The 10,950-nt window shown below is 74.7% G+C and carries 11 protein-coding genes and 1 pseudogene; 5 read left to right on the top strand and 7 right to left on the bottom strand.

The genetic code is table 11. The annotated features are described in order from the left end of the window. Nucleotides 1–124: 124 nt before the first annotated feature. Nucleotides 125–973 (bottom strand): phosphodiester glycosidase family protein, encoded by an 849-nt coding sequence (locus VKA29_RS09990; RefSeq protein WP_324784953.1) that lies wholly within the window; start codon nt 971–973, stop codon nt 125–127. Between the two features lie 28 nt (nt 974–1,001). Here VKA29_RS09990 and VKA29_RS09985 point away from each other — a divergent pair. After that, a pseudogene (locus tag VKA29_RS09985) lies at nt 1,002–1,151 on the top strand (DUF779 domain-containing protein); the annotation flags it as partial. Between the two features lie 75 nt (nt 1,152–1,226). Next, nucleotides 1,227–2,474 (top strand): phosphodiester glycosidase family protein, encoded by a 1,248-nt coding sequence (locus VKA29_RS09980; protein ID WP_324784952.1) that lies wholly within the window; start codon nt 1,227–1,229, stop codon nt 2,472–2,474. A gap of 3 nt (nt 2,475–2,477) precedes the next feature. On the opposite strand, the gene VKA29_RS09975 is transcribed toward VKA29_RS09980, so the two are convergent. The 6 genes from VKA29_RS09975 to VKA29_RS09950 all read right to left on the bottom strand — a co-directional run bounded on the left by VKA29_RS09975 (nt 2,478) and on the right by VKA29_RS09950 (nt 7,772). Beyond that, on the bottom strand, nt 2,478–2,672 hold the full coding sequence (locus tag VKA29_RS09975) for a hypothetical protein (protein ID WP_324784951.1): 195 nt from the start codon (nt 2,670–2,672) through the stop codon (nt 2,478–2,480). A 102-nt stretch (nt 2,673–2,774) separates the two neighbouring features. Further along, a complete protein-coding gene (locus VKA29_RS09970) occupies nt 2,775–3,638 on the bottom strand; it encodes a phosphatidylinositol-specific phospholipase C/glycerophosphodiester phosphodiesterase family protein (protein WP_324784950.1) in 864 nt (287 codons plus the stop codon). Between the two features lie 218 nt (nt 3,639–3,856). Beyond that, the gene (locus tag VKA29_RS09965; protein WP_324784949.1) at nt 3,857–4,930 is read right to left on the bottom strand and encodes an acyl-CoA dehydrogenase family protein; all 1,074 of its coding nucleotides are present in this window, start codon (nt 4,928–4,930) and stop codon (nt 3,857–3,859) included. After that, a complete protein-coding gene (locus tag VKA29_RS09960; RefSeq protein WP_324784948.1) occupies nt 4,927–6,108 on the bottom strand; it encodes an acyl-CoA dehydrogenase family protein in 1,182 nt (393 codons plus the stop codon). The genes VKA29_RS09965 and VKA29_RS09960 overlap by 4 nt, the downstream gene beginning before the upstream one ends. Next, on the bottom strand, nt 6,105–7,070 hold the full coding sequence (locus tag VKA29_RS09955) for an NADPH:quinone oxidoreductase family protein (protein ID WP_324784947.1): 966 nt from the start codon (nt 7,068–7,070) through the stop codon (nt 6,105–6,107). The genes VKA29_RS09960 and VKA29_RS09955 overlap by 4 nt, the downstream gene beginning before the upstream one ends. Before the next feature lie 123 nt (nt 7,071–7,193). Beyond that, entirely contained in the window at nt 7,194–7,772 is a 579-nt protein-coding gene (locus tag VKA29_RS09950; RefSeq protein ID WP_324784946.1) for a helix-turn-helix domain-containing protein, read from the bottom strand. A gap of 79 nt (nt 7,773–7,851) precedes the next feature. Here VKA29_RS09950 and VKA29_RS09945 point away from each other — a divergent pair, with 79 nt between their 5' ends. The 3 genes from VKA29_RS09945 to VKA29_RS09935 are packed head-to-tail and all read left to right on the top strand — an operon-like array spanning nt 7,852 to nt 10,909. Continuing rightward, on the top strand, nt 7,852–8,877 hold the full coding sequence (locus VKA29_RS09945; RefSeq protein WP_324784945.1) for an NAD(P)/FAD-dependent oxidoreductase: 1,026 nt from the start codon (nt 7,852–7,854) through the stop codon (nt 8,875–8,877). A 29-nt stretch (nt 8,878–8,906) separates the two neighbouring features. Next, entirely contained in the window at nt 8,907–10,445 is a 1,539-nt protein-coding gene (locus tag VKA29_RS09940; protein ID WP_324784944.1) for an ATP-dependent DNA ligase, read from the top strand. Next, entirely contained in the window at nt 10,442–10,909 is a 468-nt protein-coding gene (locus VKA29_RS09935) for an NUDIX domain-containing protein (RefSeq protein ID WP_324784943.1), read from the top strand. The genes VKA29_RS09940 and VKA29_RS09935 overlap by 4 nt, the downstream gene beginning before the upstream one ends. Nucleotides 10,910–10,950: the final 41 nt, after the last annotated feature.

The following is a 10,950-nucleotide window of genomic DNA, read 5'->3' as shown; positions in this document are numbered from 1 at the left end:
TCCCTTCAGCCTGCCGATGACTGCACCATCGTCGCGGGGGCACCGTCGGCATGCCATGTGAGCCAGGTCACTTTCCGGCCGCGCGGGGCCGTCCGCCGCCCGCCCGGCCGCCCAGGGCCGCCGCTCAGCCGCCGCGGTAGGGGCGGTCCAGGAAGACGAGGGCGTCGCCGACGGCCCGCTCGGCCGTCCCGCTCGGCCGGTTGACCAGCTGTCCGCGGACCGACATCGCGGTGGAGCCGCCGCCGTCGAGGTTGACCGCGTCCCGCAGGCCCAGCGCCCGGGCCACGGCCGCGGTCTCGTCCATCGTGGTGCCGACGCTGGTGGTCATGCGGCCGTCGACGGTGGCGAGCACGATCCTGCCGTCCTTCGTCGTGCCGGCGATCGTGCGGGGGTTGCGGGCGAAGAAGCCGCCGGTGCCCGCCGGGACGACGACACGGCCGTCCCGGGTCAGGCGGTAACGGCCGTTCACACCGAACAGGCCCGACCGCAGGGGCAGTTCCTCGCCCTTCTCGTCGGTCAGCACGGACCTGGTCCGCAGGCATCCGCCGTCCGCCACCCGCAGCAGGGCCGCCGTGTCCTGACCGGTCGCCTGCAGCGAGGTCTGGCCGGACATCAGCTCCGTGCCCCGCCGCGCCGACGTGCGCAGCACACAGCCGCGCCGGTCGAGGACCACCTCCACGCCGGCTCCGGACGGGGTGGCGGCGGCGAACTCGGGGGTGAACTCGACGACGTCGCCGGGGACGGCGCACCGCGTCGGGTCGTCGAGACCGGCGCAGGCGGCCGGCACGACCGGCGGGTGGTCGAGGTACTCCAGCGGCAGTTCGGCGCCGGTGCTCCGGTTGCGCACGCTGCCGCTCCAGCCCAGGTGGCCCATGAGGACCCTGCCGCTGCGGGCGTCCACGACGAAGTCCGCCTCGGCCGGGTCGCCGGCCGGCTCGCTGAGCAGACGTCCGCCGTACAGCCCGAGCCCCACCGGGTCGCCGGGGTACTGCCGGTTCGCCGTGACGTTCTGGATGTCGCGCGGTCAGTACGAGGTGTGGAGCCACACCCGGCTGATCGTGGACGTCGTCGAGGGACGGGGCAGCGGATTCTCGCTGGAAGCACCCGAGGGGGTGCGTTTTCTCACCCGTTCACGCGTAGTCGACGCCTGACCGCTCCCGCGGGCCGTCGCCGTCTGCTGCACTTCACCGGAAGTGCTGAACGGCGAGATCTCGAGGGGGGCAGGGGTGACGTCACGTCAGAGGCGTTGCGCGGCACACGGATCCGGAAGAGCGGTACTGGCGTTCCTCACGGCGCTCGGCGCGCTGGCCGGGGCCGCCCTGACGGGGGCGCCGCAGGCCGGCGCCGCGCGGCGCGCCACGGTGATCGCGCCGGGCGTCACCTACGAGAAGGTGGACCTCCAGGGCGCCAAGGGCCCCACCCGCGCCCATGTGCTGACCGTGGACCTGAGCGACGAGCACGTGCGGGTCGGCCTGTTGTATCCGCGGGCGGTGGCCGCGCGCGCCTCGGTGTCCGCGCTGGCGGACGCCCAGGGCGCCGTCGCGGGCGTCAACGGCGACTTCTTCGACATCACCGAGTCCCAGCACCCGGGCGTCGAGGCGACGGGCGCGAGCGTCGGACCGGCGATCGCGGACGGGCGCGCGCTGAAGGCGGCGGTGCCGGACGGGCAGCGCTTCGGCCCGGCACTGCCGCCGGGGACCACCACGCGGGACGTGTTCGGCGTGGACGCCGACCGCAGGGCCCGCCTCGACCGCCTGTCGCTGGACGGTTCGGTCCGCACGCCCGCGGGAAGTCTGCCGCTCGGCGGGCTCAACCAGTACGCGCTGCCGGTGGAGTCGATCGGGGCCTTCACCTCCGACTGGGGCAGCGCCTCCCGGGTGCGCGCCACGTGCGGCACGGACACCGACCGGGCGGCGCCGTGCAGCACGGACACCTACGAGGTGACGGTCCGTCACGGGCGGGTGGCGGAGACGTCGGACGCACCGGGCGGGGGCGCCATCGCCGCCGGGACCACGGTGCTCGTCGGCCGGGAGGCGGGCGCGCAGCGGCTGCGGAAGCTCTCCGAGGGCGAGGCGGTGACGGTGTCGCACCGGCTGATGGCGTCCGTGTCCCGGACGCCCTACCGGTTCGCGATCGGCGGCTACCCGGTCCTGAAGGACGGACGGCCTCTGCCGGGTCTCGACGCCACGGCCTCGGCGGTGCGCACCGCCGTCGGCGCCGCGGACGGCGGACGTCGTCTGCTGCTGTTCGCGCTGGACGGCTCCCCGGAGTACCGCACCGGCCTGACGGTCGCCGAAGTGGCGCGTGCGATGCGGGCGTTGGGATCGGATGACGCCTTCAGCCTGGACGGCGGCGGATCGACGACCCTGGTCGCCCGCGCGCCGGGCGCATCCTCCGTGACGGTGCGCAACCATCCGTCCGGCGGCGCGGAGCGCCCGGTCCCGAACGGCATCGGGGTGTTCGGCACGCCCTGAGCCTCACGGCCGAAGACTGCCGACGATGTCCGCCGTCGCGGTGAAGCCGCTGTGGATGGTGGGCGCGATGCTGGAGCTCGCCAGGTAGAAGCCGAGCAGCCCGCACACCAGGGCGTGCGAGAACTTCAGTCCGCCGCTGCGCAGGAAGATCACCGCCAGGATCAGGAGCAGCAGCACCACCGAGATGGAAATGGCCATCGTCAACCTCCTCCGCCACGCCCGTTTCGCGGCGTTCGGCCGCAAGTGTGGCGCAGCGGAGGGGCGCTCCGGGCGGCTGACCTGTCCCCCGAACGTGTGGTTCTACGCCGCTTCGTGGGCGTCCAGGAACGACTCCAGGCCGGCCAGGTCGTCCGTGTTGAGGTAGTCGACGCCTGCGGCGAGCAGTTCCGCCCACAGCGCGTCGCGGGCCGGTCCGGGCAGGTCCGGCGTGGCCCAGAACCGTACCTTCTGGCCGCGGGCGTGGGCCTGCTGGACGATGCCGGCCAGCCGGGCCCGCTCGGCGTCGGGGAAGGCGCCCACGCCGAGCCAGCTGAAGTTACGGGTCCAGTTGTCGCTGATCAGCGGGATGAAGGAGGCGGGCGCGGAACTGCCGAGGTCGCTGAGCCGGCCGTCGTAGAAGGCGCGGCGCACGGTCTGCGCCGCCATGGGGACGCGGGCCGCGCGGTCGCCGGAGACGACGGCGGTGACCGGTCCGGGCCGGACGCGGCCGTGGGCGCAGGCGGTGAACAGGTGCGGGTGGCGCCGGAGGTGGCGGTCGAGTTCGAGGTAGGTCGACGAGCCCTCGGTCTTGATGTCGATGAGCAGTTGCAGCGGCCGGTGGTGACCTGGGTGGACGGAACCGTGGTTGGCCCTGACCCGGGCGGCCAGCGGGGCGAGGTAGAGGGATTCGAGGGTGCGGGCGGGGTCGAGGTCGACCGGGTCGTGGGCGACGAGGAGTTGGTCGCCCACCAGGTGGACGTCGGCCTCGACGCTGCCGAAGCGGTGGTCGAGGGCGTCGAGGAGGGGGCGCGGGTGCTCGTAGTCGTTGTGGGCGTGGGCGCGCCACAACGGGCGTGGTCCGCGCCGCCGTTCGCCGGCGAGCGCGTCTGTCGCGGGCAGGGCGACGGTGCCCGCGAGGGCGGCGCCGAAGGTGGTGAGGGCTCCGCGACGGGTGGTGAGGGCCATCTCTGCCTCCCTTTGAAGGCCGGGGGAACCTCAAGGAGTATGCGGTGCCCGAGCGGGCAACGGGCCTGCCGTGCGGAGGAGTTGGTCGGAGTGCCGCCGTGTGTTCACCGTCGCCCCGGCGTCCGGGCGGGGCGCCACGGCGCGCGAGAGAGCCTGCCCCGGTGTCCGGGCGCGCGAAAGAGCTCGCCCTGGTCCGGGCGGGCTCTTTCCGTGGGGTCTCAGGGGGCTTGCAGGTCGACCGGTCCGGCGAGCGAGGCGCGGTGGGCGCCCGCCGTGCCGTAGGCGATCGAGTCGGCCTTGGCCCGCTTGAGGTACAGGTGGACCGGGTGCTCCCAGGTCATGCCGATGCCGCCGTGCAACTGCAGCGCCTCCTCGGCGGCGTGGACGGCGACGGGCGCCGCGTACGCCTGCGCGACGGCGACCGCGATGTCGGCGTCCTCGCCGGCGGTGAGCGCGTCGGCCGCGTTGCGGGCGGCGGCGCGCAGGCCGACGACCTCCAGCCACAGCTGGGCGAGCCGGTGCTTGAGCGCCTGGAAGCCGCCGACCGGCCGGTTGAACTGCTTGCGCTCCTTCAGGTAGCGCACGGTCTCGGTCAGCGTCCGGTCGGCGAGGCCCAGTTGCTCGGAGGCGAGCAGCCCGGCGCCGGCCCGCAGGGCACGGCGGACGGCCGGCGCCGCGTCGCCCAGCCGGCGGCCCGGGGCCGCTTCGAGGGCGACGGTGGCCAGCGGCCGGGTGAGGTCGAAGGACACCTGCGGGGTGACCGTGGCGTGGGAGGCGGAGACCGCGTACAGGCCGCCGTCGTCCGCGGGCACCAGCAGCACGTCGGCGACGGCGGCGTCGGCGATGCCGGTCAGCTCGCCGTGCAGCGCGCCGCCGTCGACGCGCACGGTCGGGAAGGCCGCGCCCGGCGCGATGTGCAGCCCGACGGCGAGAGCGCCGATCGTCGTGGCCGACGCCAGTTCGGTGAGCAGGTCGTCGGCGCCGCAGGCCAGCAGCGCCTCGGTGGCCACGACGGCGCTCGTCAGGTACGGCACCGGCGCGACCGCCCGCCCCAGTTCCTCCAGCACGACGGCCGCCTCCCGGTGGGTGGCACCCTGGCCGTCCAGTTCCTCGGGCACCAGCAGACCGGCGAGGCCCATGCCGTCGGTGAGCGCCTTCCACAGCCGGATGTCGTGCGGGGCGTCCGACTCGGTGCGCGCGATGACGCCCGCCGCGTCGCAGTGGTCCGCGAGCAGGTCGCGGACGGCGGCGCGCAGCGCCTCTTCCTCCTCCGAGTACAGCAGGTCGGTCATCGGGCCAGGTCCTTCCAGGCGACGTCCTTGTCGGTGCGCGGCTCGGCGGGCAGGCCCAGGACGCGCTCGGCGACGATGTTCAGCAGGATCTCGCTGGTCCCGCCCTCGATGCTGTTGCCCTTCGACCGCAGGTAGCGGTATCCGGCGTCGCGGCCGGTGAAGTCCACCAGTTCCGGCCGGCGCATCGTCCAGTCGTCGTACAACAGGCCCTCTTCGCCGCGGAGTTCGACCTCCAGGCCGCTGATCTCCTGGTTGAGGCGGGCGAACGCGAGCTTCATGCCGGCGCCTTCGGGGCCGGGCTGGCCGACGGCGAGCTGCTGGCGCAGGCGTTCGCCGGTGAGGCGGGCCACCTCGGCCTCCACCCAGAGCTTCAGCAGGCGCTGGTGCAGGTCGTGGGTGCGCAGCTCCGGGCGTTCCCGCCAGGTCTTCGAGACCGGGCCGATCATGCCGCCCTCGCGGGGCAGCCGCATGCCCCCGATGGCGACGCGTTCGTTGTTGAGCGTGGTCTGCGCGACCCGCCAGCCGTCGCCGACCTCGCCGAGCCGGCGGGAGTCGGGGATGCGCACGCCGGTGAGGAAGACCTCGTTGAACTCGGCCTCGCCGGTGATCTGGCGCAGCGGGCGGACCTCGACGCCGGGGTCGGTCATGTCGCAGACGAAGTAGGTGATGCCCTGGTGCTTGGGCAGGTCCGGGTCGGTGCGGGCGATCAGGATGGCCCAGCGGGCGAGGTGGGCGCTGGACGTCCACACCTTCTGCCCGTCGACCACCCAGGTGTCGCCCTCACGGACGGCGCGGGTGCCCAGCGCGGCCAGGTCGGACCCGGCGCCGGGCTCGCTGAAGAGCTGGCACCAGACCTCCTCGCCGGTCCACAGGGGCCGCAGGTAGCGCCGCTTCTGCTCCTCGGTGCCGTACTTCAGGACGGTCGGCGCGGCCATGCCGAGTCCGATGCCGATCCGGCGGGGGTCGTTGTCGGGGGCGCCGGCGGCCTCCAGCTCGGCGTCCACGACGGCCTGGAGGGAGCGGGGCTCGCCGAGACCACCGAGGCCCTCGGGGTAGTGCACCCACGCGAGACCGGCGTCAAAGCGGGCCCGCAGGAAGTCCAGGCGGCCGGTGGTCGCGGGCGGGTGGGCGGCCAGCAGGTCCCGCGTACGGCGGCGCAGTTCCTCGACGTCGGTCATGCCGTCTCCTCCAGGGTCACGACGACGCGGCCGGTGGCCAGGCCGTCCGCCACCTTCTGCACGGCGCCCGCCGCCCCGCCCAGCGGCACCCGCTCGCTGACCAGCGGCCTGATGGCGCCCCGGGCGGCCAGCTCGGTGAGCTGCTCGTGGCAGTGCCGGACCAGCTCGGGGTTCTTGGTGTTGTACAGGCCCCAGTGCAGGCCGAGGATCGAGTAGTTCTTCACCAGGGCGTGGTTGAGCGCCGGGCTGGGGATGGTCCCGCTGGCGAAGCCGACGACCACGATCCGTCCCTCGAAGGCGACGACCTTCGCGGACTGCGCGTAAGCGGCGCCGCCGACGGGGTCGTAGATCACGTCGGCGCCCCGCCCGCCGGTGGCCTCCTTGACCGCGGCGACGACGTCCTCGGCGCGCCGGTCGACGACGAGGTCGCAGCCCAGCTCGCGGGCGACGGCGGCCTTCCCGGCGCCGCCCACCACACCGATGACCCGGGCGCCCGCCGCCTTCCCGAGCTGGACGGCCGCGCTGCCGACGCCTCCGGCCGCGGCGTGCACCAGCAGTGTCTCGCCGGCCTGGAGACCGGCCCGGCGGTGCAACCCGAACCAGCCCGTCTGGTAGCCGATGTGCAGGGCGGCGGCCTCGGCGTCGTCCAGGGAGCCGGGCGCGGGCAGGAGGGCGGCGGCGTCCGCGACGGCGTACTCGGCGAGGCCGCCGTAGGGCAGCGCCGGGTTGGCGATCACGCGGCTCCCGTCCTCGGTCTCGCCGCAGATCTCCACGCCCGGCGTGAAGGGCAGCGGCGGACGGACCTGGTACTGGCCCCGGCACAGCAGGGCGTCCGGGAAGTTGATGTTCGCGGCGCGCACCTTCAGCAGGACCTGGCCGTCGCCCGGCGTGGGCGTCGGGACCTCCGCCAGCCGCATCACCTCGCTCGGCTCGCCGTTCTCGTGCACTTGCCATGCCTGCATGCCGCGCCTCCACGGGACTGCTTCGTCGGACCGGGGTCGCCCCCGGGATCGACCGGGGCCGACGGCATACTAAGCGGTCGCTTGCCCATCGGGGAACAGTCGCCGCGCAACCGGTCCGCGTCGTCACCGCCGCCTGGGCCGCGCCCGGACGTGCATCCGCTCGCCCTGTGGGCCGAACAGGCTCAGGAACTCCACCGGCCCCTCCCCCGTCGACCCGAACCAGTGCGGCGTCCGGGTGTCGAACTCGGCCGCCTCGCCCGCCGTCAGCACCACGTCGTGCTCGCCCAGCACCAGCCGCAGCCGGCCGGACAGCACATACAGCCACTCGTAGCCCTCGTGACTGCGCGGCTCGGGCGCCTCCTGCCGCTGCGGTTCGAGCACCTTGTACGCCTGGAGGCCGCCCGGCCTGCTGCTCAGCGGCCAGTGCGTGCGCCCGCCCCGCACGACCGGCTTCGACCGCACCCGCGGATCGCCGGCCGGCGGGGCGCCGACCAGCTCGTCCAGGGGCACCTGGTGGGCGCGCGCGAGCGGCAGCAGCAGTTCCAGGCTGGGCTTGCGCAGCCCGGACTCCAGCCGCGACAGCGTGCTCACCGAGATGCCGGTCGCCGCCGACAGCGCGGCGAGGGTCGCGCCCCGTTCCTTGCGGATCCGCCTGAGCCGCGGGCCGACCTCCGCGAGGATCCCGTCCGTGTCGTCACTCATGGCGGCCATTGCAGTTTCGGCAAACAGGTTTGTCAACCCGGCAGCAGTCGGGGGAGCTTCTGCGTGGAGGTGGTCACCGATGACCCGGAACACGGCCCAGAAGCCCCAGCAGGCGGCGAAGACGGAGAACCCCGAGAAGCCCGAGAAACCCGAGACCGGCGAGAACCGCAAGAACCGCGAGAACGCCGAGAAGTACGACGTGGTCGTCGTCGGAGGCGGCGCGGCCGGGCTGTCCGCCGCCCTGGTCCTCGGCCGGGCCCGCCGCAGCACCCTGGTCGTGGACGCGGGCGAGCCGCGCAACGCGCCGGCCGCGCACATGCAGGGCTATCTGTCCCGGGACGGCATGCCCCCGGCGGAGTTCCTGGCCGTCGGCCGCGAGGAGATCGCGCGCTACGGCGTCGAACTGGTGCGGGACCGGGCGGTCGATGTCGCGCCGGGCTTCACCGTGTCCCTGCGGAGCGGCCGTACCGTGCGCGCCCGCCGCCTGATCGTCGCCACCGGCCTCGTGGACGAACCGCCCGCCGTTCCCGGCGTCGCCGAGCGGTTCGGCCGGGACGTGCTGCACTGCCCGTACTGCCACGGCTGGGAGGTCCGCGACCGGGCCTTCGGCGTCCTCGCGACGACGCCGGCGAGCGTGCACCAGGCGCTGCTGGTGACCCGGTGGTCGAAGGACGTGACCTTCTTCCCGCACACGGTGACCGAGTCGGCGGTGTCGGACCACGACCTGCGCCTGCTGTCCGCGGCCGGTGTGCGGACGGTGCCCGGCGAGGTCGCCGGGCTGGTGGTCGACGACGACCGGCTCACCGGCGTGCGGCTGGCGGACGGCACCACGCACAGCCTGGAGGTCCTGTTCACCGCGCCCCGCGCCGTCCCGCGCACGGATCTGCTGCGCCGGCTGGGCGCCGAGCTGCACGAGACGCCGTTCGGCGCCTACCCGGTGGTCGACGAGACGGGACTGACGACCGTGCCCGGCGTGTGGGCGGCCGGCAACGTGCGGGGCTTCGCCGAGCAGGTCGTGAACGCGGCGGCCGGCGGCTACCGCGCGGCCGCCACGCTCAACGGGGAGCTGCTGATGAGCGACCTGGACAGCGCGGTGCAGGTGTAGCGGGGCCGCCCGCGGTGCACCATGACTGCATGCTGCTCGCCCGGCTGGCCCACGTGTCCCGGGAGGTCGCCGCCACCTCGGCGCGGTCCCGGAAGCAAGCCCTGCTCGCCGAGCTGTTCCGGGAGGCGGAGGCGGACGACGTGCCGGTGGTCATCCCCTACCTGGCGGGACGGCTGCCGCAGGGGCGGCTCGGCATCGGCTGGAAGGTACTGGGCCGTCCCGTCCCCCCGGCGGCCGAGCCGTCCCTGACGGTGCGCGGGGTCGACGCCCGCCTGACCGAGCTGGGCAAGGTCTCGGGCGCCGGCGCGCAGTCCGAACGGACCCGGCTGGTCGGGGAGTTGATGAGCGCGGCCACCGAGGACGAGCAGCGGTTCCTGATCGGCCTGATCACCGGCGAGGTGCGGCAGGGCGCCCTGGACGCCGTCGCGGTCGAAGGGCTGGCGCAGGCCACCGGGGCGCCGCCCGCGGACGTGCGCCGGGCGGTGATGCTGGCGGGCTCGCTGCAGGCGGTGGCGCAGGCCCTGCTCGGGGAGGGTCCGGCGGCACTGGAGCGGTTCCGGCTCACCGTCGGCCGGCCGGTCCTGCCGATGCTGGCGCACAGCGCCTCGTCGGTGGCCGAGGCGGTCGGCAAGCTGGGTGCCGTAGCCGTGGAGGAGAAGCTGGACGGCATCCGGGTGCAGGTGCACCGCGACGGCGACGCCGTGCGGATCTACACCCGCACCCTCGACGACATCACCGCCCGGCTGCCCGAGGTGGCCGGTGCGGCGCTGCGGCTGCGGGGCGAGCGCTTCGTCCTGGACGGCGAGGTCATCGCCTTCGACGCGGGCGGCCGGCCGCGCCCCTTCCAGGAGATCGCCGGCCGCGTCGGCTCCAGCGTGGACGTGGCCACGGCCGCCGGGACGGTCCCGGTCAGCCCCGTCTTCTTCGACCTGCTGTCGGTGGCCGACCGCGACCTGCTCGACCTGCCGTTCACCGAGCGGCACGCGGAGCTGGCGCGGCTGGTGCCCGCGCCGATGCGGGTGCGCCGCACGGTGGTCTCCGGCCCCGGTGACGCCGCCGAGGCGGAGCGGTTCCTCGCCGACACGCTGGCGCGCGGCCACGAGGGTGTGGTGGTCAAGGCCCTCGACGCCGCCTACAGCGCTGGCCGGCGCGGCGCGTCCTGGCTGAAGGTCAAGCCCGTGCACACGCTCGACCTGGTGGTCCTGGCCGCCGAGTGGGGCCACGGCCGCCGCACGGGCAAGCTGTCCAACCTCCACCTGGGGGCCCGCGACGCCGACGGCTCCTTCGTCATGCTCGGCAAGACCTTCAAGGGCATGACCGACGCGATGCTCGCCTGGCAGACCGGGCGCCTGCGGGAACTGGCCGTCGAGGAGAAGGGGTGGGGAGTGACCGTACGCCCCGAACTCGTCGTCGAGATCGCCTACGACGGCCTGCAGCGGTCCACGCGCTACCCGGCCGGGGTCACGCTCCGCTTCGCCCGCGTGCTGCGCTACCGCGAGGACAAGCGCCCCGAGGAGGCCGACACCGTCGGGACCCTGCTCGCCGCCCATCCGCAAGTGCGCCCGTGACGGCCCGGCACAGCGCGGGCCTGCTGCTGTACCGGCGCACCGGCGAGGGCCTGGAGGTGCTGCTCGGTCACATGGGCGGCCCGTTCTTCGCCCGGCGCGACGCCGGCGCGTGGACCGTGCCGAAGGGCGAGTACGAGCCCGGCGAGGAGCCCGCGCGGGAGGCCGCCCGCCGCGAGTTCCAGGAGGAGCTGGGACTGCCGCCGCCCGACGGGGAGGCCGTCCCGCTCGGCGAGGTCCGGCAGTCCGGCGGCAAGGTCGTCACGGCCTGGGCGGTCGAGGCCGACCTCGATCCGGCCACGGTCGTCCCGGGCACCTTCCGCATGGAGTGGCCACCGAGGTCGGGCCGCCTGGAGGAGTTCCCGGAGCTGGACCGCGTGGCCTGGTTCGCCCTGGCGCGGGCCCGCGAGGTGATCGTCCGGGCGCAGACGGCGTTTCTCGACCGGCTGGCCGAGCACTCGGCCTGACGGTCCCACGCGTTGCGCCGCCCCGCGCCGCGCGGGAAGGT

It is taken from the genome of Streptomyces sp. H51, from assembly GCF_035656535.1.
Taxonomy (GTDB): Bacteria; Actinomycetota; Actinomycetes; order Streptomycetales; family Streptomycetaceae; genus Streptomyces.
Note: the sequence above shows the minus strand (reverse complement) of the source record. Positions and strands in the feature narration are given on the sequence as shown.

What these genes read in the sequence shown, in the direction of transcription:
- VKA29_RS09975 (WP_324784951.1), bottom strand. Translation starts at nt 2,672, where the DNA reads ATGGCCATTTCCATCTCGGTGGTGCTGCTGCTCCTGATCCTGGCGGTG.
- VKA29_RS09970 (WP_324784950.1), bottom strand. Translation starts at nt 3,638, where the DNA reads ATGGCCCTCACCACCCGTCGCGGAGCCCTCACCACCTTCGGCGCCGCC.
- VKA29_RS09965 (WP_324784949.1), bottom strand. Translation starts at nt 4,930, where the DNA reads ATGACCGACCTGCTGTACTCGGAGGAGGAAGAGGCGCTGCGCGCCGCC.
- VKA29_RS09960 (WP_324784948.1), bottom strand. Translation starts at nt 6,108, where the DNA reads ATGACCGACGTCGAGGAACTGCGCCGCCGTACGCGGGACCTGCTGGCC.
- VKA29_RS09955 (WP_324784947.1), bottom strand. Translation starts at nt 7,070, where the DNA reads ATGCAGGCATGGCAAGTGCACGAGAACGGCGAGCCGAGCGAGGTGATG.
- VKA29_RS09950 (WP_324784946.1), bottom strand. Translation starts at nt 7,772, where the DNA reads ATGAGTGACGACACGGACGGGATCCTCGCGGAGGTCGGCCCGCGGCTC.
- VKA29_RS09945 (WP_324784945.1), top strand. Translation starts at nt 7,852, where the DNA reads ATGACCCGGAACACGGCCCAGAAGCCCCAGCAGGCGGCGAAGACGGAG.
- VKA29_RS09940 (WP_324784944.1), top strand. Translation starts at nt 8,907, where the DNA reads ATGCTGCTCGCCCGGCTGGCCCACGTGTCCCGGGAGGTCGCCGCCACC.